The organism is Microbacterium testaceum StLB037 (assembly GCF_900104345.1).
In the GTDB taxonomy this organism is placed as follows: domain Bacteria; phylum Actinomycetota; class Actinomycetes; order Actinomycetales; family Microbacteriaceae; genus Microbacterium; species Microbacterium testaceum_A.
The window spans coordinates 220,020-246,756 of record NZ_FNJN01000005.1 but is presented as its reverse complement, the minus strand read 5'-3'; the positions used below and the strand labels follow the sequence as shown (position 1 = coordinate 246,756).

Genomic DNA, 26,737 nt, shown 5'->3' with positions numbered 1-26,737 from the left:
CGTGGTCGAGCCCGTCGAGGTTCCTGAGCCTGTCGAAGGAGCCGGCACCCGCCCGTTCCCGATCCTGCAGCCCCACGCCGGGCCGATCCCCGGGGATCGCTACGTCGCCGCGACCCTCGACACCGTCCTGTGGGGGCGCCTCCCGTGCGCGGCCGACACCCCCGTGCTCGAGATCTCCTCGGGCGAGAGCGTCACGTTCGACACCGTGAGTCACGAGGGCATCCTCGACGACCAGGGCAAGGATCCGCGCGCGTTCTTCGCGGGCCACGGCGTGCCCGCCGAGCAGGTGCTCGACGATGCGGTCGAGATCGCGGCATCCGCCCCCCGAGACCCCTTCGCCGACGGCCCCCACGTGGTCGTCGGACCCGTGCACGTGCGCGGAGCGCACCCCGGCGACCTGCTCAAGATCACGGTCGAGACCCTCGTGCCGCGCGTGCCGTACGGCGTGATCTCGAACCGCCACGGCAAGGGCGCCCTGGTCGGCGAACTTCCGCGGGGCGAGCACAACGTCAGCGTGTTCTCGGCCGTCGTCGAGCGCGACGGCATCCTGCACGGCACTCTGCCCGTGGTCGAGGGCGGTGATCCCGTGGTGTCGTTCCCGCTCGCGCCGTTCCTCGGCACGATGGGCGTCGCCGTCGCGGGGGAGGAGCGCCCGCACTCGGTGCCGCCGGGGGTGCACGGCGGCAACATCGACATCAACCTGCTCGTCGAGGGGACGACGCTCTTCCTCCCCGTGCAGGTCGAGGGGGCGCTGGCCTACGTCGGCGACCCGCACTTCGCACAGGGCGACGGCGAGGTGGCGCTCACCGCTCTCGAGGCCTCGCTGCGCGCCACCCTGCGCTTCGAGGTGATCCCCGCGGATGCCGCCCGCGCAGCGTTCGGCGAGGTGACCGGGCCGCTCGTGCGCACCCCCGACCACCTCGTCCCGACCGGGATGGACCCCGACCTCGACGCCGCGATGCGCGCGTGCGTGCGCTCGTCGCTGGCGCTGCTGAACGGGCGCTGGGGCATGGACGAGCACCTCGCTTACGCCTATCTATCCGCCGCGACGGACTTCGACATCTCGCAGGTCGTCGACATCGTCTCGGGGGTGCACGCGCGCATCCGCGAGGCCGACTTCGCGGGGGTCGCAGCCGTGGAGCCGGTGGCGCTGGCATCCGCCCCCGATGCTGCCGCGGAACCCGAGCCCGTTGACGGTTCGGCGACGCACGAAGAAAGAGACGCCGCATGAGCCCCGTCCTCGCCGCCGCCCTGGCCCGCGCCGAGGCGGCCGATGCCCTGCCCTTCGACGCCGACTTCGCGTCGGGCTTCGCCGCAGACGCGGCCGCCCCTCCCCGTCGAGCGTCCAGAACGCCCGGACGATCGTTCGGATCGTCCGGGTGGTTCGGACACTCAGCGCGGCGCGGAGAGGGGCGGAGATCATGACGGATGCCACGACGGCGGCGAACGAGACGGACACGCCCGTGCCCGCGACGCCCGAGCCCGCCGTGACCGTGCCCGCGACGCCCGAGCCCGCCTCGCCCACCGGCGCCCCGGCGATCCCCGCCGACCTGCGCGCGGCCTTCGACGCGTACGAGCGGGCGATCGTGGCGAACGACCTCGACGCGCTCGACGACTTCTTCGCACCCGGACCCGACACCCTGCGCGGCGACACCGCGGGACTGCTCGTCGGGCACGACGCGATCAGCGGGTTCCGGGCCCTGCGCGGGGGAGTGCCCCCGCGCGAGATCGCCGAGATCCACTACCGCCCGCTCGGTCCCGACAGCGCCCTGCTCATGTCGGTGTCGCAGTTCGTCGGCGGAGGCCGGGGCCTCCAGACCCAGGTGTGGCAGCGCTTCGACGGCCGGTGGCTCATCACCGCCGCGCACGTCACGCCCCGCACTCCGGCACTCGATCGCACCATCTGGCGCAGCGTCGGCGACCCCTTCCTCCAGGGATCGTGGGAGGGGCCGCTGGCAGGGCTCACCGTCGCCGTGAAGGACCTCTTCGCGATCGCCGGGTTCCGCATCGGCGCGGGCATCCCGACCTACCTCGAAGAGGCGCGGCCCGAGAAGGCCACGGCCCCGGCCGTCGCCGACCTGCTGCGCGCAGGAGCGTCGCTGCGCGGCATCGCGCGGACCGACGAGTTCGCCTACTCGATCGCCGGCGACAACGTGCACTACGGCACCCCGCCCAACGGCGCGGTGGTGGGTGCCCTCCCCGGCGGATCATCGAGCGGACCCGCCTCCGCCGTCGCCCTCGGCCACGCCGACATCGGCCTCGCCACCGACACCGCCGGTTCCATCCGCGTGCCTGCGTCGTACCAAGGACTCTGGGGCCTGCGCACGACCCACGACCTCGTACCGCGGCAGGGCATGCTGCCGCTCGCGCAGTCGTTCGACACGATCGGCTGGCTCACGCGCGACGGCGAGACCCTGCAACGGGTCGCGGATTGGTGCCTGAGCTACGACGGCTCGACGTCCACCGAGAACGCGCTCGGGGCCTCGGCCGACGACCTGCCCTGGCGCTTCGTCGTCCCCGAAGAGATCCTCGGCTGCGTGGAGCCGGCGACCCGTGAGGCGTTCAGCCGACTGCTCGCCGCCCTCGCGGCATCCGACGATCCTCCCTCGTTCCGCGCGGTGCACACGGGCGATCTGGATGCGACGTTCTCGGCCTTCCGCACCGTGCAGGGCGCCGAGGCGTGGCGCAACGACGGCGAGTGGCTGCGCGCGCACCCCGGCGCCGTGGGGCCGGCCGTGGCCGAGCGCTTCCGCATCGCGTCGCAGATCACCGCGAGCGACGAGGCCGCCGCGCGCGCCGAGCTCGAGCCGATCGCCGCCCATCTCGCCGAGGTCGTCGACGGGGCCGTGATGGTGTTCCCGACCGTGCCCGGACCCGCGCCACTGCGCACTGCTGACGTCGACGCGGTTCGCGCCGCGACTCTGCGTATGACCGCGCCGGCCGCCGCGGCAGGGCTCCCCGCCGTGTCGATTCCGCTGCTGCGCGTCGGGGGCGCCCCGGTCGGCGTCTGCCTCGTCTCGCGCGCCGGCACCGACATCGCCCTCGTCCGCCTGGCTCGGCGTTTCGCCTCACTCGCCCGGGCGGGGGTCGCCCGGTGAGTCGCGTCGTCCCGTCGTCGGGCCGTGCGAAACTCCTGACTTTCTCCCCCGCGACGGCGACGGCCCTCCCCGGGTCGGCGGCCGCCGCTGGTTCTTCAGGAGTTCGGCCCGCAGCAGGCCGTGGGTGGCCCCGCGGCCGGCGCCGCCCATCCGCGCCCCTCGGCAACCCGTCCCGAGCGAAACTCCTGAAACCTCGGCGCCGTCGCGCCGCGACACCGGTGCCGGGGGCTGTCGCCGCCGGTCTTTCAGGAGTTCGGCCCACTCCGCCGCCCGCACCGTGTCCTCCAGCCCGCCCGAAGTCCCGCCCCCGCACCACGGAGTCCTGATGTCCCACCTCCCCGGCCCGATCGACCCGCCCGCGCGCCTGCTGATGGGCCCCGGCCCCATCTCGGCCTACCCGAGCGTGTTGCGCGCGATGGGCGCCCCGCTGGTCGGCCAGTACGACCCGTTCATGACGGCGACAATGACCGAGACACAAGAGCTGTACCGGCAGGTCTGGGGCACCGAGAACGACGCGACCCTGCTCATCGACGGCACCTCGCGCGCGGGCATCGAGGCCGCGATGGTCTCGCTGATCCGCCCGGGCGATCGGGTGCTCGTCCCCGTGTTCGGCCGCTTCGGGCACCTGCTGGCCGAGATCGCCGAGCGCGCGCTCGCCGAGGTGCACACGATCGAGGTGCCGTGGGGGCAGGTGTTCCCGGTGTCGGCGATCCGCGAGGCGATCGAGCGGGTGAAGCCGCACCTCGTCGCGTGCGTGCAGGGCGACACCTCGACCACGATGCTCCAGCCGCTGGAGGAGATCGGCGAGATCTGCCGCGCGCACGGCGCCCTGTTCTACACCGACGCCACCGCCTCGCTCGGCGGCAACCCCTTCGAGATGGACGCCTGGGGTCTGGATGCCGCGACCGCCGGCCTGCAGAAATGCCTCGGCGGGCCGTCGGGATCCGCGCCGCTGAGCCTCTCGGACCGCGCCGTCGAGGTGGTGCGCTCGCGCGCCCGCGTCGAGGCCGGCATCCGCGAAGAGGGCGACGCCTCGGCATCCGACTTCATCCGCTCGAATTACTTCGACCTCGCGATGATCCTCGACTACTGGGGGCCGCGCCGCCTCAACCACCACACCGAGGCGACGACCATGCTCTACGGCGCGCGCGAGTGCGCCCGAGTGCTGCTGCTCGAGGGGCGCGACGAGGTCATCGCGCGTCACCAGCTGCACGGCGACGCGATGCTCGCGGGGGTCGAGGGCCTCGGCCTGACCGTGTTCGGCGACGTCGCGCACAAGATGACGAACGTGGTGGCGGTGGAGATCCCGGATGCCGTCGTGGGCGACGCCGTGCGCAGCGAGCTGCTGAGCAATTTCGGCATCGAGATCGGCACGTCGTTCGGACCCCTGCACGGCCGCGTCTGGCGGATCGGCACGATGGGCTACAACGCGCGGAAAGATGCCGTGCTCACCACCCTCGCCGCCCTCGAGGCGGTGCTGCGCCGCCACGGTGCCGCGGTCGCGTCCGGCGGCGGGGTCGAGGCCGCGCAGGGCGTGTACGCGGGGGCGAGGGCGTGAGGGCGACCGGGGCCGAGATCGGCGTGAGCGATCCCGCGACGGGTTGCGGCGGGCGCGGGGCCCGCGCGTGACGGCATCCGCCCGCCTCCAGGTCTCGCAGGAGCGCATCGCCTCGGCGGCGCGCCGCGTCATGGGACGCTGCGAAGAGCTCGCGCGCGTCACCTCGACGCCCGGCTCGATCACCCGCGTCTACCTCTCCCCCGAGCACGCGCGGGTGAACCGCCTGGCGGCCGAATGGATGCGCGAGCTCGGCATGACCACCCGGCAGGACGCCGCGGGCAACCAGGTCGGCCGCCTCGCTCCGGCCGGGATGCCCGATGCTCCCGCCCTGCTGCTCGGCTCGCACCTCGACACGGTGCCCGACGCGGGACGCTTCGACGGCATCGTCGGGGTGCTGATGGCGCTCGAGGTCGTGCGGCTGCTGCGCCGCGTCGACGATGAGGGCACGGCATCCAGCCCCTTCCCCTTCGCCCTCGAGGTCATCGCCTTCAGCGACGAGGAGGGCACGCGGTTCGGCAAGGCCCTGCTGGGCTCGTCGGCCGTGGCCGGTCAGTGGGATCCCGCGTGGTGGGATCTGACGGATGCCGACGGGCTCACCCTGCGCGAAGCCTTCCGCGACTTCGGGCTCGACCCGGGCCGCGTGGGCGAGGCCGCCCGCCGGCCCGACCAGCTCGTGGCGTACCTCGAGGCGCACATCGAGCAAGGGCCCGAGCTGCACCGCAGCGGACAGGCTCTCGCCGCGGTGTCGTCGATCGCGTCGGCGCGGCGGTTCCAGCTCGTCGTCGAGGGTGAGGCGCGGCACGCGGGCGGCACGCCCTACGACATGCGGCGCGACGCCCTGCTCGGCGCGAGCGAGGCGGCGCTGGCGGTCGAGCGCATCTGCCGTGGCGAGCACCACATCGTGGGCACCGTCGGCCAGCTCGAGGCCTTCCCCGGCGCGGTCAACGTCGTGCCCGGCGAGGCGCACCTCTCGCTCGACCTGCGCGGAGAGTTCGACGCCACGCGTGACCACGTGTGGAGGGAGATCTCGCGCGAACTCGACGCGATCATGGGGCGCCGGAACCTGCGCTGGCGCGCCCGCGAGGTGCACAGCGCGCCCGCCGTGTTCTGCGCTCCGCTGCTGCAGGACGTCGTCCGCGCGGGCATCGGCGGCGACGCCCCCACCCTCTTCAGCCGCGCCGGTCACGACGCCATGGCGATCGGTGCGATCACCGACGTGGGCATGCTGTTCCTGCGCAACCCGGACGGCATCAGCCACCACCCCGCCGAGGCCGTGGCCGGGGCGGATGTGGCCGCGGGCATCCGCGCCCTGGCCGAGGCCGTGCTGCACCTGGGCGCCGAGCCGCGCTGAGGCGCGGGCGCGGAGCTGACGCTGACGCCGCCGCCCGGTGCGCGGCGTTTCGGGGCGCCGGTCGTGGCCCCGGGGCGCGGTGCGCGCGGGCGCGGTCGGAGGTGGGGCGTCGGACGTGGACCCGGGGCGAGCTTCGTGGCCCCGGGGCCACGAACGGTCAGGGACTGCCGCACCGCCTGAACCGCGACCGTGACAGCGGCGAACCGGCGCCGCCCGGGCCGTGCCTCACATGATCCAGATGTGCCCGCCGTGGTGCACGTCGAAGCACTCGTACGGGCCGAGGTCGTCGATCGCGCGGACGACCGTCCCGTTCTCGAACTCCAGCGCGAGGCTCGAGGGCGCGTCGACTCGCACCGCCGTCACGGTCAGCGAGAGCAGGTCGAGGAGCGGCGCGGCGAGGTCGCGGGCATCTTCGGCCGATCTCTCGTCGCCTCCCGTGACGGTCACGGCGAGCACCCCCTCGACGTCGAGACCCACGCCCTCGTCGAAGAACAGCGACACCTTGTAGCGGCCGTAGGTCACGGCATCCAGGCGCCGTCCCTCGAAGAAGCCGAACGTCTCGCCCGCGGTGATCCCGTACACGGCGGTCAGCCTACGCGGCACCCCCGCCGGCGAGCCTCCACACGCGGTCGCGCGAGAACGGCAGCTCGTACCCGCGGCAGCCGAGGGCGCGCGAGACGGCGTTGCCGATCGCCGCGCCCACCGGGTTGTACGGCGACTCGCTCATCGACTTGGCGCCGAACGGGCCGAGGGTGTCGTCGGTCGCGGCGAAGTACACCTCGGTGTCGGGCACGTCGGCGAACTGCGGCACGCGGTACGTGCGGAACACCGGGTTCTGCACGACGCCATCCTCGAGGTACACCTCTTCGTACAGCGCTCCGCCGAGCGCCTGCGCGGCGCCGCCCTCGATCTGGCCGCGGCACTGCGCCGGGTTGATCACGACTCCGGCATCCGCCGACTGGATCGACTGCAGCACCTTCACCGTCCCCGTCTCGGGGTCGACGGCCACGCGCACCGCGTGCACGTTGAACGCGAGCGAGCGGACCTCGCCGAACTCCGCCCCGTCGGCGGTGAGGCCGTCGGCGCCCCCGGCCTCGACGATGCGCGCCCACGTCACGGTCTCGCCCGCGAACGAGATTCCGGATGCCGTGACCTCGGCCTCCGCGGCGTCCGCCCCCGACAGCTCGGCGGCGATGGCGATCATCCGGCGCTTCAGCGAGAGGCAGGCGCCGTACAGCGCCTTGCCGGCGACGACCGTCCCCGCGGAGGCGAACGCACCGGTGTCGTGGCGCACCGCGTCGGTGTCGGCGGCCCACAGCTCGAGACGGTCGGGGGTGGCGTCGAGGACCGTCGCCGCGATCTGGCGGTGCACGGTCGCGGTGCCGTTGCCGAACTCGGCGGTGCCGACGCGCAGCAGGTACGTGCCGTCGGGGCGCAGAGTCGCGCTGGTGTGGGCGATGTGTCCGCGCGGGGCCATGGTCGCGATCATGGCCGCGGCCATCCCTTCGCCGACCACCCAGCCCTCGGGCGCCGTCACCCCGTTGCCGCGCCGCAGCGCGTCCTGCGCGAGGTCGAGGCACTGGTCGAGGCCGTAGCTGCCCCAGATCAGGTCTTCCTCGTGGGGCTCCTCGCCGTTGTCGGGGTGCAGGGAATCGCCCTCGCGCACGGCGTTGATGCGGCGCAGGTCGAAGGGGTCGATGTCGAGTTCCTGAGCGAGGGCGTCCATCGCCGACTCGACGGCGAAGACCACCTGCCCGAGCCCGTAGCCGCGGAACGCCCCAGAGGGCGGGTTGTTCGTATAGACCGCCTCGGCGTCGATCCACTTCGTCGGCACACGGTAGAGGGTCGTCGACTCGGCGCACGAGTGGAACAGCACGCCGATCGCGTGGTTGCCGTAGGCGCCGGTGTCGCTCAACACGTCGAGCTTCATCGCGGTGAGGGTGCCGTCGGCATCCGCCCCCAGTGTCGTGCGGACGCGCATCGGATGCCGCAGGGACGCCCGGACGAACTGGTCGGTGCGCGAGAACTCGTAGGCGACGGGACGACCGAGGCGCAGCACCGCGAGCGCGGTGAGGTCTTCGGTGAAGAGCTCCTGCTTGCCGCCGAAGCCGCCGCCCACGCGGGCCGCGTACACGCGCACGCGATCGCGCTCCAGGTCGAACACGTGCGCGAGTTCGTTTCGCACGAGGAAGGGCACCTGCGTCGACGAGCGGATCACGAGGCGACCGCCGTCGTCGATCCAGCCGACGGCGCCGTGCGTCTCGAGCGCCGCGTGGGTCACGCGCGACGAGCGCCACTCGCCCGTCACCGTGGTGTGGCTCGCGGCGAGGGCCGCGTCGATATCGCCGCCGTGGCCGACGTGGAAGCCCGCCACGACGTTGCGGCCGGCGTCCATCACGCGTTCGTCGGGCGTGCGGTCGGGGTGCAGCAGCGGGGCTCCGTGCCGGCGCGCCTCTTCGGGATCGAACACCGCGGGCAGCACGTCGTACTCGACCTGCACGGCACGGCATCCGGCATCCGCCGCCTCGGCCGTCTCGGCGACGACCGCGGCGACCCGCTGACCGACGTGACGCACGACGTCGTCCAGCATGCGCGTGTCGTCGGGGTCGTCGGTGCGGTGCTCGTGGCGGCCGGTCGAATAGCGCAGGTCGGGCACGTCGTCGTGGGTGAACACGGCCACGACGCCCGGGACTGCCCGCGCGGCCGTCGTGTCGATCGAGACCACCCGGGCGTGGGCGTGCGGCGACGTCACGACCCGCAGGATGAGCGGCGGGCCGCCGGGCACGGGTTCGTCGAAGGTGAACGGTTCGCGCCCCTGGACGATGCGGCGGGCCGCCTCGGGGATGACCGAGGTGCCGACGCGGCCGGTGACGGATGCCGCTGCGCCGGTCGGCGTGCACACCTCCTGCAGATCGGCGGGCGCGGGCGTCGAGGCAGCCGTGAGGGACGGATCTGCAGGAGGTGTGTCGTGCCCCGCGCAGGCACCGCCGCAGCCGGCGGGGGCCGCGGCCGGCGCTGCCGAACCGGTCTCACGCACGGGCCCCCGCACCGACGCCCGGATCGCCTCGCGGATCGGACGGTACCCCGTGCACCGGCAGAGGTTTCCCTTCATGCGCCGGTCGAGGTCGCCCAGGTCGTCCGGGGTCAGGGTCGAGGCCGTCACGCTCATGCCGGGCGTGCAGAACCCGCACTGGAAGCCGAAGCCGGTCGCGAGGGCTTCCTGCACGGGGTGGAGCTCGTCGCCCGGGGCAAGGCCGGCCGCGGTTGTGATCGCGCGGCCCTCGAGCCGCATCGCGGGGATGATGCACGAGTGCGTCGGCGTGCCGTCGAGCAGCACCGAGCACGCGCCGCAGTCGCCCGCGTCGCACCCCTTCTTCACCTCGACGTGGCCCGCCTCGCGCAGCAGCGTGCGCGCACTCTGACCGGGGCGCGGGTCGGCCTCGACGGCGGTTCCGTTGACCTCGAACCTCACGCCGCGCCGTCCTGCATTTCCCGCACGAAGCGCGCCCGCAGGCGCTCTGCGAGCACGACGCTCACACCCACACGCCAGTCGGCGCTTCCGAGCGGGTCCGTGTAGAAGTCGCTGGCGGCGGCCACGGCATCCCGCAGCTCTCCCGCCCCCGGCACGTGCGGAAAGCGCAGCACGCGGGGCCGACGCACCGCGGCCGTCACGACGAACACCGCGGTGCCGTCGGGGTCGACCCGGGCCGTGACCACGGCGCCGGAGCGGCCGAGTTCGGCCAGGGCGATCTTCTGCAGCCCGACCCGCGCCTCCAGGGCCCGCGCGGGAATGTCGAGGGCGCGCACGACCTCGCCGGGCGCCAGGGAGGTCGCGGCGTTGTCGACGACGAGCTCGGCGACCGCGATGCGCCGTTCGCCGCCGTCGGGCGTCCACACGAGGGCCGTGGCATCGAGGGTCGACAGTAGGGCGATCATCGCGCCGGCCGCGAAGGCCTGGCAGACGTTGCCGCCGACGGTGGCGGTGTTCCAGATCTTGAACGACGCGAGCAGGGCATCCGCCGAGGGGCGGGCGAGAGCGAGCGAGGTCCACGCGGACGGAGCCTCGGTCTCGACCCACGCGAGCAGGCGGGCGATCGTGCAGGTGGCGCCGATCCGCAGGCCCTCGTCGGTGATCTCGAGGTCGGGCCACCCGAGCGTGATCAGGTCGACGAAGCCGGTGGTGCCGGGCTGCGGCTCGCTCATGATCCAGGTGCCGCCGGCGATGACGACCTCGCCGGGCGCGAGCGCCAGGTCGGAGCGCGTCCGCGCGGCGCGGTACGAGGTGACGGTGGTGATGTCCACGACTCAGCCCGCCAGGATCCGGCCCGACCAGCGGCCGTCGGCGAGCGTGTAGTGCTGGCGCGTGCTCTGCCCGATCGGGTCGCCGCGCCAGAACGTCAGGGTGAGGGGGCGCAGGCGGAACCCCGCCCACCGCTCCGGCGGTTCCAGCTCGGGGTGGGCGTCGCCGAACTCCGCCCAGAGATGGTGCCGCGCCTCGACGGGCAGGTGGGCGTTCTCGTGCGTGTTGATCCACGCGAGCATCTGCAGGTACCGGGACCGCTGGCGGTACACCGCGGCGGCCTCCGCCGCGCCGACCCGCTCGACGATCCCGCGCACGACGAGCTGTCGACCGATCTCGGGCCACGCCACCGCCATCGCGGCGACCGGGTTCGCGGCGATCTCGGCGACCTTCGCGCTGGCCGAATCGGTGTGGAACGTGAGGCCCGCGGCATCCCTGTCGCTGATGAGCACGTGACGGAGCGAGGGGATGCCGTCCAGCCCGATGGTCGACAGGGCCGCGAGGGGCCGCAGTTCGCCGTCGTGGGGAGGGAGCCACCGTTGCATCAGCGCGAGCGGGTCGTCGACGAGCACGTCGATGTCGGCGACGTCGGAACCGAACGTGGTGCCGGCCGTGATCATGGCCACCTCCGGGGGCTGCAGCGGGTAGGGCCGAGCGTAGGGACGGCGCGTTTCGGCGATGTTGCCGCCATGAACATTCGCCGAAACACGCGCTTCCTACACTCCGGCCATGACCTCGCTGCCGCTGATCGACGCCTGCCCCAAACGGATGGAGTACGGGCCCTGCGGCGGGGTCGGCTTCGACGGGTCGTGCGAGATCGATGCGACGCACCGCTGCGCGTTCCTGCACCGACCGACCGTGCCGTGGACGGGGGTCGACCGTGCGGTGGTTCCGGGGCCGTCGCCGCGGACGGCCGCGGCAACGCAGACGCTCGCGGCCCTCGACACCCGGCCCTGGGTGGTGGCGGATCTGCCCGCACGCGCCCTCAGCGTCTCGTCGATCGACGCGTGCGCGGAGATCCTCGCCGGAGAAGTGGATGCCGTCCTCGCCGGCGACGCGGGAAGCGCGCGGGTCCAATTCCCTCCCGCGTACCGCGCACACCTGCTGCAGCGGCGCGGGCTGCGCGTGTGGACCGGCCTGAACATGCGCGACCGCAACCGTGTCGCGATCGAGGGGGAGCTCGCCGCTCTCGCTGTCGAGGGGGTGGCGGGCGTGCACTGCGTCACCGGTGACCACACGCGCACCGGTCACCGCCCCGACGCCGCGCCCGTCTTCGACCTGGACTCGACCGAGGCCGCCGCTCTCGCCCGCGCCGCCGGCCACGTCGTCTCGGTCGCCGCCTCACCCGCGGCGCCGCCGGTCGACCGCCGCGCCGCGCGCCTGCGCGAAAAGGTGCGGGCCGGGGCCGACGTCTGCTTCGTGAACCACGCCGGGGGTGCGGAGCCCGTCCGGCGTTTCGTCGAGGACGTGGGAGGCGGCCTCCGGTTCATCCCGTGCGTCCCCGTCGTCGTCGACCACGCCTCGGCCGACCTGCTGGAGTCGTTCACCGCGCTGGTGCTGCCCGAGGGGTTCCTCGAGCGCGTGCGCGGCGCCCGAGACCCACGGGCCGAGGGGATCGCCCTCGCCGTCGCTCTCGCCGAGGAGATGCTCGCGCTGCCCGGGGTCGTCGGCGTCAACCTCTCGGGCGGGCGCGACGGCGCCGAGGACTCGTACGCCGAGGCGCTCGTCGAGGTGGCGCGGCGGCTGCGGTGACGGCCCGGTCGTGGGCCTCGGGCGGGCCGAACTCCTGAGATTTCGCCGCTCGGGTGCCTCGGCACGCCGAGTCCCCGCGGGCCGAGCCGGCGCCGCCGACGGTTCTCAGGAGTTTCGCGCACCCTGGGCGGATCACCGTGCGCGCCTCAGTGCATGATCATCCCGCCGGTGACGTTGATCGCCTGACCGGTCAGGTATCCGCCCGCGGGCGACGCGAGGAAGTGTGTCACCCCCGCCACGTCCTCCGGCGCGCCCAGTCGCCCGAGCGGCGACTTCGCGCTCCACGTGCGCACATCGTCCTCGGATCGGGTGTCGGCGCCCATGTCGGTGAGCACGTACCCGGGGCACACGGCGTTGACGCGGACACCGTGGCATCCCCACTCTTGCGCTCCCGCGCGCGTGAGCGCGACGACAGCGGCCTTCGACGCGGCGTAGTGCCCCTCGCCGCCACCGCCCTGCTTGGCGGCCATGCTGGCGATGTTGACGATCGAGCCCGCGCGCGCCTCGAGCATGACCGGGGCGACAGCCTGCATCGTCACGAGCGTCGCGCGCGCGTTGATGTCGAGCACGAGATCCCAGTCGTCGACCGAGATGTCGAGCAGCGACACGTGCTGGAACACCCCCGCGCAATTCACGAGCACGTCGACGCCCCCGAGTGCCTCGATCGCCTCTCCGACCGCGCGGCGCGTGTCGAGGGGGTCGCGCAGGTCGACGGAGAAGAAGAGGGATGCCGTATCCCCGGCGGGAGCACGACGATCGAGCACCGCGACCCGGGCGCCGTCCGAGACGAACCGCTCGACGATGGCGGCGCCGATGCCGCCGGACCCGCCCGTGACGATCACGCGCTGAGACATGAGGCTCCTTCCGCGGGGCGTCGGGTCGCCCTCGGCGGCACCGTACGCCCGGCGGGTGCACCCCCCGGAGACGCCCGTGTTTCCGAGGCGTAACGCTTCTGCGGTCGCGCCGGGTCGTCGGCATCCGGGGTCGTACGCTCGGCTCATCGCCCGCCCGAAGCCTCAGGAGAGACGTGCCCGTTCACCCCGCCATCACCGACCCCGCCGTGCGCGCGCACCTCGAAAGACTCGCGGCGCGGGCCGGCACGATCCCCTCGGGGGCGACGGATGCCGAGGGCGACGACACCGCGCGGATCGCCGAGCTGCGCGCGAACCCCTCGTGGGTGCGGATGCCCGACGACGAGACCCTCGAGTCGATCGACCTGGATGCCGCGGGCCGGGGCCTGCGTCTCTACCGCCCGCGCGCCGGGCACCGGGGGACCCTCGTGTTCGCCCACGGCGGCGGGTGGGTCGCCGGGAACCTCGACAACAACGACGCCCTGTGCCGTGCCCTCGCTCTCGCCACCGGTACCCAGGTGCTCAGCGTCGACTACCGCCTCGCGCCCGAGCACCCCTTCCCGGCGGGTCTCGACGACCTCGACCGCGCGCTGCGCTTCGCCGCGTCGGGTGCCGACGGACTCATCGACCCGTCGCTGCTCGGTGTCGCCGGGCACAGCGCGGGCGGCAACCTCGCCGCCGCGCTCGCGCTGCGCGCGCGGGACGGTCGGGCTCCCGGCATCCGGTGTCAGGTTCTGCTCTGCCCGGTGCTCGACGCCCCCGATCCGTCACGCCCCAGCTATCGCGCGCACACCGACGATCTGCCGCTGACCGCGCGCGGAATGGAGTGGTACTGGGGGCTCTACGTTCCGGATGCCGCGGGCGCCGTGCCCGTCGAGGCGGCGCCCCTGCGCGCCCCCGAGGTGGCCGGGTCGGCCCCCGCCGTGATCGTCGCCGCGGCGGTGGATCCGCTGTCGGACGAAGCGGAGGAGTACGCCGATCGCCTCACGGCCTCGGACGTTCCGACGACCTTCGTGCGGCGCGAGGGCGTGCCGCACCTCTTCCTGGTCTTCCCCTCGACGCCCGCGCGCGACGAGGTGCTCGCGCAGATCGCGCCGGCGGTGCGCGCGGCGTTCGCGTGAGGGCCTGACCTCGTCCCCCTTTCGGTGGGGTCATGTCCCACTTCGTGCGGTCTGAGGGGCGTCCAGGCAGCCACTTTTGGGACATGGCCGGGTAGCGGGCGGTGGCGGTGGTGGTGGCGGGCGGTAGCTGACCTCGTCCCACTTTCGGCGGGATCATGTCCCACTTTGTGCGGCCTGCGACCCGTGCAGGTGACCATTTTCGGGACATGGGTACGCCCCCGCCGCCCCGCAAACAACCCGCCCCACGCCCGGAACACCGCGGAAACACGCCATTGTTACCGTCATCAACATGTCGCTCCTGGTCACGAACGCACGTCTCATCACGGTCCCCGCGGGCACCGACGACCCCGGCTACATCGAGCGCGGATACATGCTCGTCCGCGACGGTCGCATCGCGGCTATCGGTGCGGGAGACCCGGCTCCGGGGATGACGGCTGACGAGATCCTCGACGTCGACGGCAAGTTCGTCGCCCCCGGCTTCGTCTCGTCGCACAGTCACCTGTTCACGAGCGGCTCGCGCGGACTCGGCGTCGACCAGACGCTCTACGGCTGGTGCACATCGATGTTCAGCGTGCTCAACAACGCCTCGCCCGACCAGATCTACTGGGCGACGCTGCACGGCTCGCTCGACTTCCTCGCCAACGGCGTGACGACGGCGTACAACTTCACCGACCCGCTGCTGCCCTGGGAGCCGATGGTCGAGGGCAAGCGCGCCGACGGCGGCGGGCAGCTCCGCGATCACGCCTGGCACACCCGACAGGCCGACGGATGCCATGACGCGGGGCTCCGTTTCGTCGACTCGATCGCCCTGGATGCCACCGTCGGCACCGACGAAGAGATCTTCGCGCGCTTCGAGGCCTCCCTCGATCACGTGCTCGCGATGGATCCCGACATCGCCCTCGGGGCCTCGATCATGGGCCAGGTGCAGTGGTCGACGCGTCCGGATGCCGCCGAGATCGAGGTCGCCGTCATGGACCGCTTCGGCGTGACCAACCAGGCGCACTTCCTCGAGACGTACGAGGCGATCGAGCACCAGCAGACGAAGTTCCAGCTGTACAAGAACGCCGGAGCACTGCGTCCGGGCATGATGTTCGGCCACTTCATCCAGACGACGCCCGAGATCATCGCGGATGCCGCCGCCGGCGGCGCATCCATGTCGTGGCAGCCCGCGTCGAACGGGCGTCTGGCGTCGGGCATCGCCCACGTACCCGAGATGCTCGAGCAGGGCATGAAGGTCGGCATGGGCCTCGACGACCAGGCCTGCACCGACGTCGCCGACCCGTGGCAGAACATGCGCATGGGCATGTTCATGCAGCGCGCCCGCACCCACGACCCGCTGTCGATGATGCCCGAGCGCGTGCTGCGCCTGCACACCCTCGGCGGGGCCGAGATCATGGGCGTCGACGACCGCGTCGGCAGCCTCGAGGTGGGCAAGTTCGCCGACTTCGTGGTCGTCGACCCGCGCACGCCCGACATCGGACCGCTGTGGAACCCCGTGCGCAGCTACGTCCTCGCCTGCGGCCCGCGCAACCTGCAGCAGGTCTACGTCGGCGGAGAGCTCGTCAACGACCGGGGCGTCTCGACCAACCCGCTCGCGGTCGAGGCCTCGCGCGTGCTGCACGAGGAGCTCCCGGCGCTGGCCGAGGAGTTCGGCGTCATTCTCTGACCCCGCGTCTTTCCTGCTGAGCGTCCACTCCGCGTCCCGCGCGCCGGGGTGGCGTGTTCCGGACGCTCAACCTGCCTTGGCCCCTACCCTTTCGAGTGTCCGAAACACCCGGACGGGATGCCGCGGCCGTCCGGGTTTCTTGGACGCTCGGCGGCTCGCGGGCGCCCGCCGGTATGTGGCTTTGGCGCCCGGGCCGAACCGGCCCGGGGGAGTCAGACCGCCGACCACCCGCCGTCGCTCGGCAGAAGCGCACCGTTGACGTTGGCGGAGTCGTCGCTGAGCAGCCAGGTGAGGGCTGCGGCGAGCTGCTCGGGCTGGGCCACGGGGGGAATGACGACCTGCATGATCGGCCCGATCCGCCCGGCCGCGTAGTCGCTGCGCATCGGGGCCTCGATGTTGGTGGCCACGGCGCCCGGGGCGACGGCGTTCGCGCGGATGCCCTGCGGCCCGTGGAAGAACGCGACGCTCTTCGTGAAGCCTGCGATCCCGTGCTTCGACGAGGTGTACGCGGCTCCCGCGGCGGATCCGCGCAGTGCCGCCTCGGAGGCGACGTTGACGATCGATCCCGCCCCCGCGGCGATCATCACGGGCAGGACGGCGCGGGTCAGACGCATCGGAGCGGTGAGGTTGACGGTGAGCACGCGGTCCCAGGTGGCGTCGTCGACCTCGCTCGGCGGGAGGAAGGCGTCCATGATGCCGGCGACGTTGGCGAGCCCGTCGATCCGGTCTCCGGCGGCCTGCATGATGCGCTCGATCGTCTCGGCCTGCGACACGTCTCCGACGACCGTCTCGATCGAGAAGTCCGCGAGTTCCGCGCGCACCTCGTCGAGGCGTTCGGCGGCGACGTCGGTGGCGATCACCCGTCCGCCCTCGCGCGCGATCCGCGCGGCCGTGGCGCGCCCGATGCCGGATCCCGCGCCCGTGACGATGATGGTCTTGCCGGCGAATCGGTCGATGCTCGTGTCGGTCATGATTCCTCCCTCACGCGCGGCGCCCGCCGCGTCGATACAGTTTTAGCACTCAGTGCCGAAAGGTGTCTATGAACTCCGCGAACGACCGTCCCACGGGCCGCCCTCGCTCGATCGATCCCGATCGGGTCTCGCTCATCGCCCTGCGGCTCTTCGACGAGCGCGGGTTCGAATCCGTGTCGATGGACGACGTGGCGGCGGCGGCCGAGGTGAGCCGACGATCGCTGTTCCGGCTGTTCCCCAGCAAAGCCGCGCTCGTCTGGGGCGGTCTCGATGAGTCGGCCGACCGATTCCGGGCGTCCCTCGCGGGCAGCGCCCCGGACGACGACCTGTGGGATGTCATCCGCACCGCCTACGCCGCCGCCGTGGACATTCCGGAGGAGCTGCTCGAGGTCACCCGTCGCCGATTGCACGTCATCCAGGCGAACCCGGCGCTCGCCGCCGACGGTGCCTCGACGATCGGAACGATGACCGACGCTGTGGTGCGGTTCGCCGCCCAGCGCGATGCCTCGCCGAGTGACGCCCTGCAGACGGCCGTTCGCGCCCACGCCCTGGCCGGAGCCTCGAACGCCGCCCTCTTCTGGTGGGCGTTCCACGGAGGCGACGAATCCCCGGTGGCCGTCGTCCGACGCGCGTTCGCCCTCGTGTCGTTCGACGACAGCGGACAGGACGGCTTCGGAGAGCCGGCGTAAGCCCTCGCGCGCGACGGGACTCCGTGACAGCGTGAGGGCATGCGCAGACGCATCGCGGGGCTCGATGTCCACACCTCCGTCGCCGAGGTCGCGGGGCGCGACGTGCTGTTGTGGCACCACGGGTCACCCCAGACCGGGGCGATCCTGCCGCCGGTGAAGCGGGCGGCCGACGCCCACGGTCTCGCCGTCGTCTCCGTCGCCCGCCCCGCCTACGCCGGGTCACCGCGACAGCCCGGCCGCACCGTCGCCGACGTCGCCGCGGGGCTCGTTCCGGCGCTCGACGCCCTCGGCGTGGCATCCGTCGTCTCGGTCGGCGCGTCCGGTGGCGGGCCTCACGCCATAGCGTGCGCGGCGGCGATGCCGAAGCTGGTCCGCGGCGTCGTGACCTTCGCGAGCCCCGCGCCGTTCACCGGCGATGACGCGTGGTTCACCGGCATGCAGGCGCCGGGTGGGCTGCGATCGGCCGTCGACGGCGAAGCCGCACGTCGCCGCTTCGCCGAGACCGACGAGTTCGATCCGGAGCAGTTCACGGATGCCGACTTCGCGGCGCTCGAGGGCGAGTGGGCGTCTCTCGGAGCCGACGCCGGCGCGGCCGGAGCCGACGGACCCGAGGGCGTCATCGACGACGACCTCGCGTTCACCCGGCCCTGGGGGTTCGCGCTCGCCGAGGTCGCGGCATCCGTTCTGCTCGTCCAGGGCGAGCGCGATCGCGTCATCCCTCCCGCTCACGCTCGGATGCTCGAGGCCGCCCTCCCGCACGCGACGCTCGACCTGCACGCCGACGACGGCCACGTCTCGGTGCTGCGCCACCTGGGTGCCGCGCTCTCCCGTTGACCGACGCGCGAGACGTCAGCGACGCTGCGCGATCCGCAGCAGCGCTTCGCCGACCGCGGCGATCGCCGCTGCGCACGCCAGCGAGACGGCGATCGTGACGAGAGCGGCCGCGGGGCCCGTCGAATCCAGGGCGGCTCCGGCGATCACCCCTCCGATCGGCACGCCGAGCGACATTGCCGCGGTCGGGTAGGCGAGGGTTTCGGTCACGCGGCCCTCGGGCGCGCGGCCGGATGCCACGAGGATTCCCGACACCATCACCGGCGACAGCGCGAGCCCGAGGATGAGGATCACCCCGAACAGCGCGGGAGCGGATCCCTGCGCGAACGGCAGGGCGAGGGCGACCGCGCAGGCGAGCGCGGCAAAGAGGATGTATCGCGCGGCGGGGGAGAGTTTCCACGTCCGCGCTCCGGTGACCACCGACCCGATCGCGATGGCCACGGCCAAGGCACTGAACGCCGGCCCCGCGAGCCACGGCCGCTCGCTCAGCTCGGCCCAGCCGACGAGGCTCACGTCGAAGGCGCCGAAGACTCCGCCGAAGGCGATGCAGGCCACCGCGATGGGGATCACCCCGGCGGGCGGCAGGACGAGCCCTCGGCGCGGCCCGCGCGGTGTCGGTGCGGGCTGCGTCGCGCGCTGCGATGCGAGCCACACGCCGCCGATCACTCCGAGCCCGAGCGAGCCGAGGACTGCCACCGCGGGGTCGAGGGCGGCGGCCACCGCGGTGATGGCGGGCGGCCCCGAGATGAACACCATCTGGTCGGCGATCGTCTCGAGCGCCAGAGCGGGGGTGCGCTGAGCCGGCGGTGCCAGCACGGTCCACCGCGCGCGGACGGCGGAGGTGAGGTCCGGGGTCGCCGCCCCCGTGACGAACGCGGCCACGAGCCACGTCCAGAACGGTGCACCCGTGAGCACGAGGGCGAGCAACCCGGATGCCGCGAGCACGAGGCATGCGAGCGACACCAGGATCACGCGGGCCTGGCCGTGGCGGTCCATGCGCGATGACCACAGGGGTGCCGCGATCGCCATGCCGCCGACGAGGGGAGCGACGACGAGCCCGGCCGAGGCGAAGCTGCCGGTCGCGGCCGACACGAGCAGGATGATGCCGAGCGACAGCGTCGCCCGGGGGAAGCGCGCGAGGATGCCGGCGGCGACGAAGCTGCGAGCCCCGGGCAGACGCAGCACCTGTCCGTAGGCGCGGACGCCCTGGCCCGTCTCGGCGGCGACGCTCACGCGCCTCCCTCCCGTGGACCTCGGACACAACGCAGGAGATCGGCCGGGCCGCCGGCGCGCGTCCGCGCGGATCGCTGCCCTGCGTGCGCCGCTTCGGCGGACGTCCTGCGTCGTGTCCGGCCGGAGGCCGCGGCGCGAGGCGGGTTCCGGTCCGCAGCCCCGGCCGGAGCGCCCGCACCCGCTCTGCAGCCTCCGACCCGCAGCGCGACACAATGCAGGAGATTGCGCCCCGTGACGCCGCCAATCCGCCGAGTCCTGGGGATCGGTCGCGCCGCAGCTGCCCCTCTCCTGCGTTGTGCCCGCAGACGGCATGCGCGGGCGCCAGCGCGAGGCGCGGACGGGCCGGGCCGCGGTGCCGCCGCAGCCGACGTCGCGGTCACGCGGTGTAGTCGAATCGGCTGATCTCCTCGAGCGCTTCGACGACGAACGACACGCTGTCCTCGAACAGCTGCGCGCCGTGCGCGGCGTTCGCTCCGGTCGGGTCGCCGAGCACGCCGGTGGGGCCGAAGTCGTTCGAGAGCCACCCGAAGGTCACGGGTTTGCCGTTGAAGCCGATGTGGCGGAAGTCGCCGATGTGCGCCGGGACCGTGGCCTCGAATTTCGAGGCGTCCACGAGTTCGGGGCGCAGGTGCATGATCATGCTCGTCTCGCCGTGGCCGGCGTGGATGCCGGTGCCGTGCTCATCGGGTCCGCCGTCGGTGCCGTCGAACGAGGGCACGCGGGCCGCGGGCATGAAGAACGTGCGCAGCCCGAAGCGGCGCCGCAGCTCGCGGTTGGCGACGTTGAGCAGCGCGACGTTTCCGCCGTGGCCGTTGAGGAACACGAGGGTGCGGGCCCGGGTGGTCAAGAGCGACCGGCCGATGTCGACGATCGTCTGCATCATCGTCTCGGGGGTCAGCCACAGGGTGCCCGGCGCCCACGAGTGCTCGTCGGACTTCGTGATCGACAGGGTCGGCAGCTGCCACACGTCGAGGCCCTGCGCGGCGGCCCGCGCGACGGCGGCCGTTGCGGAGGCCTCGGCGACGATGGCATCCGTCGCCAAGGGGAGGTGGGGTCCATGGTGCTCGATCGCGCCGGTGGGCAGCACGACGATCGACTTCTCGGTGAGGGCCTCGGCGGCCGCGGGGCCGCTCAGTTCGGCCAGCAGACGGGTCATGAGATGATCGCTCCCTTGCGCGCTCCGTTGTAGTCGGGGTTGAGCTTTCCGGGGTTCAACAGGCCGTTCGGGTCGGTGACGGCGGCGGTCTCGGCGGTCTGCTCGACGTTGAAGTCGACGTTCCACTGGTGCGGGTTGTGCACGCCGACACCGATCGCGTTGAGCTCGGCGATGCCGCGGTACACGTCCTCTTCGCTCACGTACGGAGCGGCGAGCATGCCGATCGGGAAGGCCTTCGTCGACTCGATGTGGAGCTTGCCCCCCGCGAACACCGACTCGACGGCTTCGACGTCGTCGGCCAGCGGGGCGCCCGCGACCTCGAGGTGGAACACCTCGTGCGGCTGGCTCTTCTGGTACCACTCGATCGGGTGGTTGTAGCTCAGCATCGACAGGCGGATGCTCGCCTGCGGGCCCTCGCGCACCGCTTCGACGCGACCTCCGGCACCCTCGATGATGGCGGTGACCTCGTCGATGAGCGAGGCGTCGATGATCGCGCGCAGGCTCGAGCGCCCCTCGGGGATCGCCTCGTCGGCGGGAAGGGCCGCCGAGATCTCGACGCCGTCGCCCGAAACCAGGCGCGGGGTGGGGGTGAGGTTGCCGATCGTCTGCACGACGGAGAGGGTCCCGGCGAAGTCGGGGAAGCTCGCCCAGAGGCCGCGCCACTCGCGCAGCGGCTCGAGGCGGACCGTGGCGCGGACGATGACGCCCGCGGTGCCGTAGTTGTGCACGTACTTCTGGGCCTCGTCGCCCTCGACGTGGTGGATCTCGTCGCTGCCGTCGGCGTGCACGACGTCGAGGGCGGCGACGAAACCGCGGTCGTTCGAGCCGTGCTCGATCGATCCGGTGCCTCCGGATCCGCCGGAGAGGAAGCCGCCGATCGTCGACTGCGCGGTCGAGGGATACATCCACAGCGCCTGGCCGCTCGCCCACGCGGCCTGCTCGAGCATGACCATCGGGGTGCCGGCCTCGGCGGTGATGAAGCCGTCGCCGACCTCGACGATCGCCTTGGCCCGCGTGGTGTCGATGACGAGGCCGCCCTGCATCGGAATGCCCTGTCCGTAGTTGCCGGTGCCCTTGCCGCGCACCGTGATCGGAACACCGTGACGGGATGCCGCTGCGATGGCCGTGGCGATCTGCTCGGCATCCGCGGCGAAGACGACGAGGTCGGCCAGGCCCAGCGGGAGCTTCGCGGCGATGATCGGCGACATCGGCGAGCCGTCGACGCTGGCGCGTTCGCGCACGCGCGGTTCGGTGCTGACGGCGGCGGGGCCGAGCAGGTCGAGCAGTTCGTCCTCGAGGGAGAGGACGCGGGTGGCGGTGTCGCTCATGGGGTGTGTCTCCGGGTGGAACGGGCGGGGGTGGGTGCCGCTGGGGGCGCCGAGCAGCGGTGCACAACGCAGGAGTTCTCCGACCGACTGGCCCGATTTCGCGTGTCAGTCGGCGCGGGGCAGCGGATCTCCTGCGTTGTGTACGCGACGGAGCGGTGACCGGGTTTCGGTGCGCGGGTGCGGCCGGACCGCCCCCAGCGGCCCGGCCCGCACGAGGCGGACCGGGCCGGTCGGTCAGAACGAGATGCTCTTGTCGATGAACTCGTTCGTGTAGAGGTCGGCCGGGGTGTAGCCCGACGCGGGCGGGGTGCCCAGGTCGGTGTAGACCTTGCTCGCCTTGGTGAAGAAGTCCGAGAAGCGGCTGTCGTCGAAGTTGCCGTAGGTCGAGTCGGGGCCGTTGCCGACCAGGCCCAGGTCGACCTGCGTCTTGTCGGAGTAGTCCGCCACGCCCTGCGTGTAGGTCCAGCCGGTGGCGTACTCGTCGACGAGCTTGAGGATCAGGTCGTTCGCGGCCTTCGGGTCCTTGTAGTACGCGACGCCGGCCTTCTGCAGCACGGGGACCAGCTTCGACAGGCACGGCGAGAGCTCGTCGAACTTGTCCGCCTTGACCGACACCGACGACTGGTAGGTCTGCCATCCGGAGTCGTGGATGAGGGCGAACTTCACCGGCTTGCCCCAGGCCGAGACCTCGTTCTGGTAGACGTACGGCTCGGCCGAGGCGAAGCCCTGCTGCATGTCCTTGCCGCCGGCGGCGACGAAGTTCGACGGGGTGCCGTCGTACGAACCGTCGAGCACGTCCGACGACGCGAGGCCGGAGCTCTTGAGGTACTCGATGTAGGCCGAGCCGTCGAAGTAGCGCCACACGCCCTTGTTCTTCTCGAGGGCGGGCTTGACGTCCTGGATGGTCTTGACGTCGGGGTAGGTCGCCGGGTCCCACATGACCATGGTCGGGCTGATGTCCAGCGGGGCGAAGACGGCCTTGGTGGGCGTGGTTCCCGAGAGCTGGATCGCCTCGTCGGTGCTGACGTAGCCGAGGGTGATCTTGTCGTCCTGGTACATCTGCGCCGAGACCGTCTGGAAGCCGATCGCGGGGCCGCCCGCGCGGATCTCGAGGTTCACGCCCGTGTACTCGCCGTCCGACATCAGCGGCCCGGTGACCGCCTTGGTGTTGGCGTCGATCGTGTAGTCGTCCTTGATCATCTCGTAGAGGTGACCGTGTTCGGCCTCGGGGTTCCAGTCGGTCTGGATGACGACCGTCGAGGGGCAGTCGGCCGAGAGGTCGACGGAGCCGATCTTCAGGTCGGTCGAGGGAGCGGTCTCCGCGGCGCTGCCGGCGCAGGAGCTGAGCGTGAGGGCGATCGCGACGGCGCCGGTGACGGCGGTGCCGCGAAGAAGGGTGGAGCGCTGCATGCTGGTTCGCTTTCTGTGACGGGTGGAGCTCTCGGGTGCGGGGTGTTTCGGGTACGCCGGATGCCGCCACCCGCGCTGTGGCGCGAGCGGAGGGCGTGGCATCCGGAGGTCGGAGGGTCTGGTCAGAGGGTGCTGTCGTACCAGCGACCGACGGCCACCTTCGACAACCAGCCGAAGAAGGCGAAGATCGCAACTCCCAGCAGGCAGGCGGCCAGGATCGCCGCGAACAGTTCGGCGCTCTGCAGGCGCGACTGGTAGTTGGCGATGAGCGAGCCGATGCCCGGCTCGCCGCGACGGAAGAAGTAGTCGCCGACGATCGCGCCGATGACCGACAGTCCCGCGGAGGTGCGCATGCCGACGAAGATCGAGGGGAGCGCGGCCGGCAGGGTGAGCTTGGTGAGCACCGTCCACTTGTCGGCCTTCTGCAGGCGGAAGAGTTCGCGCTGCGACTTGTCGACCGACTGCAGACCGAAGAGCGTGTTCGAGACCATCGGGAACAGGGCGATCAGGACGCAGACGATCACGCGGGCGAGGAATTCGTAGCCGAACCAGAAGCCCACCAGGGGCACGAGCGCGAGGATCGGGATGCACTGGAGCACCACCGCGTAGGCGTACGTGGAGCGCTCGACCCACCGGGCCAGCGACATCGCGATGGCCCATCCGATGCCGATGATCATCGCGATGCCGAGGCCGGCGAGGGCGACACCCGTGGTGCGGAACAGGGCGACCCAGATGTCGCTGCTCACCTGCGGGTCGAAGAAGCCCGAGGTGAACATCTCGTGCGGCATGGGCATGAGGAAGCCCTTGCCCGAGGCGCTCAGGGTGAGCGAGATCGCGTACCAGATGCCCAGCAGCACGACGAGGACGCCGAGGGGCGGGCCCAGGAGCGCTGCCCGGGCCCCGAACCCGCGTCGGGTCTTCGCCACGCGGGGGCGGGGCGGCTCGACGGGGGGAACGGATGCCGAGGACTCGGCCGTGTCGGAGACGACGGGCTCTGCGGAGGTGGTGCTCATGAGTGTCCTTCCCGGAGGGCGTGGGAGACCTCGCCGACGAGCTTCGCGAATTCGCCGGTGTAGCGGATCTCGGGATCGCGGGGCATGTCGAAGGGGACCTCGAAGGTGTCGACGAGGTGACCGGGGCGGCCCGACATCACGACGACCTTGGTGGAGAGGTAGACGGCCTCAGAGACCGAGTGGGTGATGAACAGCCCCCCGAACTTCTGCGCGACGAAGATCTTCAGCAGTTCGTCGTTCAGGCGTTCGCGGGTGATCTCGTCGAGCGCGCCGAACGGCTCGTCGAAGAGGAACAGTTCGGGGTCGAGCGTCAGGGAGCGGGCGAGCGAGGTGCGCATCTTCATGCCGCCCGACATCTGCTTGGGCAGGTGCTTCTCGAAGCCGTTGAGGCCGACGAGGTCGATCGCCCACTGCGCTTTCGGCGCGCGGACGCGCTTGGGCTGCCAGTTGAGCTCGGCGAGCAGCTCGACGTTGGAGCGCACATCGCGCCACGGCAGCAGGGTCGCGTCCTGGAAGACGTAGCCGATGCGGTCGGTGGCGACGGTGGCGGTGCCTTCGCTCGCCGTCTCGAGGCCGGAGGCGATGCGCAGCAGGGTCGACTTGCCGCAGCCGGAGGGGCCGACGACGCTGACGAACTCGCCGCGCTGGACGGTGAGGTCGACGCCGGAGAGGGCGGTGGTGCCGTTGGGGAACGTCATGGCGACGTTGCGGAAGTCCAGCAGCGGGGCGGTTGATGCCGCGACGTCTGCGGGAGCGGGAGAGGCCAAGGTCACGGGGGCGCTCGCTTTCCGTTCGGGTGGTCAGGAGGCCGTCGCGGGCGCGGCGGTCGGGGTGGGGACGGCGGTTCGGGTCGATACGGTGGTGCGGCTCACGAGCCGACCCCGGTGCAGCACCACGCGGTCGGCGCTGGCGAAGGCCACGGTGTCGCCGAGCGAGTCGGCCTTCACCGCGACGAGGTCGGCACGGGCGCCGGCGACGGGTCCGGCGAAGGGGAGGTTCATCACGTCTCGGGCGCCGACGGTCACGGCGTCGAGGGCGTCCGCGGGGGCGAGGTGACCGGCGCTGACCAGCAGGGAGGCGGTCTCGAGGTGGTCGCACCGTCCGACGGGGTTGAACGGGTCGCGCACGTTGTCGGCGCCGGCCGCGACGCGCACTCCCGCGTCTTTGAGGCGGCGGATCGGAGCGATACCGCGAGGGGTGGCGTGGTCGGCGCCCCAGCCCTGGAGGTAGAGGTTCGTGATGGGGAGGGCGATGATGCCGATGTCGGCGGCTCTGACGGCGGCCGCGAGGGGTTCGAGGTCGGTCGCGGGCATCATGCTCAGGCGCACGCAGTGCCCCGCGGTGCGAGGGCGATGCCACCCGGTGACCGCGCTCGCGTAGGCGGCGAGGGTGTCGGCTCCGGCGAGGCTCTCGTCGGTGTGCAGGTCGAGCCCGACGTCGCGGCGGCGAGCCAGGGCGATGAGTCGTTCGAGGTCGGCGATCGGGTCCTCGGCGAGGTGCGGAGCTCCGCCCACCAGGTCGACTCCCGCGTCCAGCGCGGCGTCGAAGACCTCGTCGGCTACGGTCGGTCCGCCGAGGGCGACGAGTTCGAGGTCCATGATCCCGTCGAGCTCGGCGCGCAAGCGGACGAGGGCGCGCACGCCGGTCAGCGCGTCTTCTCCGCGCAGCAGATCGACGTGCGTCCGAATCGCGGTGATGCCCGATGCCAGCATCCGCGATGCCGTGGCGCGCGCCCGCTCGAGGGTGTCGTCCTCGTCGAGGGTCAGGGCGAAGGCGTGCCAGCTCTCGATGGCGCGCTCGAGGTCGCCGAACGGGGGGTCGATGGCATCCCAGGACTGGGATTTGTCGAGGTGCGCGTGCGGTTCCGCTCCCGCGGCCGTGACGACGTACCCGTCGAGGTCGAGGATGTCTCCGTCGGTCTCGGGGAGGGGGCTGCCGGCCGGCACCACGGCGAGCACCTCGTCGCCGTCGATCGCGATGTCGACGAGGGCGCCCGAGGCCAGGCGCACGCCGCGCAGTGCGGCGATCGAGACGGGTGGAGCGGCAGACACGAGGGCCTCCGGAGGAGTCGAGAAGACAGGCGTCGAGACGGGAGCCACAGCAGCGGGGCGAGCCGCTCGAGGCGGCGGCGTCAGTGTTGGTGTGACCAACATCCGGCGATGTTCCGATGCTAGGAACCGCGCGTTTCCGCTGTATTTCCCCCGCGTGACCCTCTCGACAAAGTTGTCGGACAGGCTGCGGCATCCGTCGTGTCGGGTGCGACGAGAACAGGGGATGCCACGACGACAGGCTGTTTTCGCTCGATCAGCCTGTTCTCGTCGCCGCCGCCGCCCGCACCGCGACCACGTCCGCCGCCCCGCGTTGGTGAGCTCGCCCGCGGAAGTGGCAGGATCGTCCGGGCGGTCACCG

The 26,737-nt window shown here is 72.3% G+C and carries 23 protein-coding genes; 10 read left to right on the top strand and 13 right to left on the bottom strand.

The features are described from left to right. Position 1 precedes the first annotated feature (1 nt). The 5 genes from BLS25_RS12535 (at position 2) to BLS25_RS12515 (ending at position 6,007) form a co-directional block, all read left to right on the top strand. On the top strand, positions 2-1,231 hold the full coding sequence (locus BLS25_RS12535; protein ID WP_081349823.1) for an acetamidase/formamidase family protein: 1,230 nt from the start codon (positions 2-4) through the stop codon (positions 1,229-1,231). Further along, the gene (locus BLS25_RS12530; protein WP_074696181.1) at positions 1,228-1,425 is read left to right on the top strand and encodes a hypothetical protein; all 198 of its coding nucleotides are present in this window, start codon (positions 1,228-1,230) and stop codon (positions 1,423-1,425) included. The genes BLS25_RS12535 and BLS25_RS12530 overlap by 4 nt, the downstream gene beginning before the upstream one ends. Next, complete coding sequence (locus BLS25_RS12525; RefSeq protein ID WP_081349822.1) at positions 1,422-3,098, top strand: AtzH-like domain-containing protein; 1,677 nt, start codon at positions 1,422-1,424, stop codon at positions 3,096-3,098. Before BLS25_RS12530 ends, BLS25_RS12525 begins: the two co-directional genes overlap by 4 nt. Positions 3,099-3,423: 325 nt before the next feature. Further along, positions 3,424-4,656 carry a pyridoxal-phosphate-dependent aminotransferase family protein gene (locus tag BLS25_RS12520; RefSeq protein ID WP_074696179.1) on the top strand — a complete coding sequence of 411 codons (1,233 nt, stop codon included), beginning with the start codon at positions 3,424-3,426 and terminating at the stop codon, positions 4,654-4,656. Between the two features lie 67 nt (positions 4,657-4,723). Next, on the top strand, positions 4,724-6,007 hold the full coding sequence (locus BLS25_RS12515) for an allantoate amidohydrolase (RefSeq protein WP_074696177.1): 1,284 nt from the start codon (positions 4,724-4,726) through the stop codon (positions 6,005-6,007). Positions 6,008-6,232: 225 nt separating this feature from the next. Here the strand turns inward: BLS25_RS12515 and BLS25_RS12510 are convergent, their stop codons facing one another. From BLS25_RS12510 to BLS25_RS12495, 4 genes are read right to left on the bottom strand one after another with little or no spacing between them, the layout of a single operon-like run. Continuing rightward, complete coding sequence (locus tag BLS25_RS12510; RefSeq protein WP_143017945.1) at positions 6,233-6,589, bottom strand: DUF6188 family protein; 357 nt, start codon at positions 6,587-6,589, stop codon at positions 6,233-6,235. 10 nt (positions 6,590-6,599) lie between these two features. Next, positions 6,600-9,479: a molybdopterin-dependent oxidoreductase gene (locus tag BLS25_RS12505; RefSeq protein WP_074696173.1), complete on the bottom strand. Its 2,880-nt coding sequence runs from the start codon at positions 9,477-9,479 to the stop codon at positions 6,600-6,602. Next, the gene (locus BLS25_RS12500) at positions 9,476-10,309 is read right to left on the bottom strand and encodes an FAD binding domain-containing protein (protein WP_074696171.1); all 834 of its coding nucleotides are present in this window, start codon (positions 10,307-10,309) and stop codon (positions 9,476-9,478) included. The genes BLS25_RS12505 and BLS25_RS12500 overlap by 4 nt, the downstream gene beginning before the upstream one ends. Positions 10,310-10,312: 3 nt before the next feature. Further along, positions 10,313-10,927 (bottom strand): pyridoxine/pyridoxamine 5'-phosphate oxidase, encoded by a 615-nt coding sequence (locus tag BLS25_RS12495; protein WP_074696169.1) that lies wholly within the window; start codon positions 10,925-10,927, stop codon positions 10,313-10,315. A 109-nt stretch (positions 10,928-11,036) separates the two neighbouring features. On the opposite strand from BLS25_RS12495, the gene BLS25_RS12490 reads away from it, so the two are divergent. Then, positions 11,037-12,059 (top strand): methylenetetrahydrofolate reductase C-terminal domain-containing protein, encoded by a 1,023-nt coding sequence (locus BLS25_RS12490; protein ID WP_074696167.1) that lies wholly within the window; start codon positions 11,037-11,039, stop codon positions 12,057-12,059. A 146-nt stretch (positions 12,060-12,205) separates the two neighbouring features. On the opposite strand, the gene BLS25_RS12485 is transcribed toward BLS25_RS12490, so the two are convergent. Continuing rightward, positions 12,206-12,913, bottom strand: a complete 708-nt coding sequence (locus tag BLS25_RS12485) for an SDR family NAD(P)-dependent oxidoreductase (protein WP_056225586.1) — start codon at positions 12,911-12,913, stop codon at positions 12,206-12,208. A 173-nt stretch (positions 12,914-13,086) separates the two neighbouring features. Here BLS25_RS12485 and BLS25_RS12480 point away from each other — a divergent pair, with 173 nt between their 5' ends. Then, on the top strand, positions 13,087-14,031 hold the full coding sequence (locus BLS25_RS12480; protein WP_074696165.1) for an alpha/beta hydrolase: 945 nt from the start codon (positions 13,087-13,089) through the stop codon (positions 14,029-14,031). Between the two features lie 289 nt (positions 14,032-14,320). Beyond that, positions 14,321-15,697, top strand: a complete 1,377-nt coding sequence (locus tag BLS25_RS12475) for an amidohydrolase family protein (RefSeq protein ID WP_074696164.1) — start codon at positions 14,321-14,323, stop codon at positions 15,695-15,697. A gap of 212 nt (positions 15,698-15,909) precedes the next feature. On the opposite strand, the gene BLS25_RS12470 is transcribed toward BLS25_RS12475, so the two are convergent. Then, positions 15,910-16,668 carry an SDR family NAD(P)-dependent oxidoreductase gene (locus tag BLS25_RS12470; RefSeq protein WP_074696162.1) on the bottom strand — a complete coding sequence of 253 codons (759 nt, stop codon included), beginning with the start codon at positions 16,666-16,668 and terminating at the stop codon, positions 15,910-15,912. Positions 16,669-16,736: 68 nt separating this feature from the next. On the opposite strand from BLS25_RS12470, the gene BLS25_RS12465 reads away from it, so the two are divergent. Continuing rightward, the gene (locus tag BLS25_RS12465) at positions 16,737-17,357 is read left to right on the top strand and encodes a TetR family transcriptional regulator (protein WP_074696160.1); all 621 of its coding nucleotides are present in this window, start codon (positions 16,737-16,739) and stop codon (positions 17,355-17,357) included. A gap of 39 nt (positions 17,358-17,396) precedes the next feature. After that, complete coding sequence (locus BLS25_RS12460) at positions 17,397-18,191, top strand: alpha/beta fold hydrolase (RefSeq protein ID WP_074696158.1); 795 nt, start codon at positions 17,397-17,399, stop codon at positions 18,189-18,191. Between the two features lie 15 nt (positions 18,192-18,206). Here BLS25_RS12460 and BLS25_RS12455 read toward each other — a convergent pair whose 3' ends face one another. From BLS25_RS12455 to BLS25_RS12425, 7 genes are all read right to left on the bottom strand, one after another. After that, a complete protein-coding gene (locus BLS25_RS12455; RefSeq protein ID WP_074696156.1) occupies positions 18,207-19,421 on the bottom strand; it encodes an MFS transporter in 1,215 nt (404 codons plus the stop codon). Between the two features lie 376 nt (positions 19,422-19,797). Continuing rightward, complete coding sequence (locus tag BLS25_RS12450) at positions 19,798-20,577, bottom strand: creatininase family protein (protein WP_056225601.1); 780 nt, start codon at positions 20,575-20,577, stop codon at positions 19,798-19,800. Next, entirely contained in the window at positions 20,574-21,905 is a 1,332-nt protein-coding gene (locus tag BLS25_RS12445; protein ID WP_074696154.1) for an FAD-binding oxidoreductase, read from the bottom strand. Before BLS25_RS12445 ends, BLS25_RS12450 begins: the two co-directional genes overlap by 4 nt. 234 nt (positions 21,906-22,139) lie before the next feature. Then, positions 22,140-23,315, bottom strand: a complete 1,176-nt coding sequence (locus tag BLS25_RS12440) for a hypothetical protein (protein ID WP_056225608.1) — start codon at positions 23,313-23,315, stop codon at positions 22,140-22,142. A gap of 122 nt (positions 23,316-23,437) precedes the next feature. Then, entirely contained in the window at positions 23,438-24,328 is an 891-nt protein-coding gene (locus BLS25_RS12435) for an ABC transporter permease (RefSeq protein WP_074696152.1), read from the bottom strand. Further along, a complete protein-coding gene (locus tag BLS25_RS12430; protein WP_200914124.1) occupies positions 24,325-25,101 on the bottom strand; it encodes an ABC transporter ATP-binding protein in 777 nt (258 codons plus the stop codon). Before BLS25_RS12430 ends, BLS25_RS12435 begins: the two co-directional genes overlap by 4 nt. Before the next feature lie 27 nt (positions 25,102-25,128). After that, complete coding sequence (locus BLS25_RS12425; protein WP_056228177.1) at positions 25,129-26,379, bottom strand: amidohydrolase family protein; 1,251 nt, start codon at positions 26,377-26,379, stop codon at positions 25,129-25,131. Positions 26,380-26,737: the final 358 nt, after the last annotated feature.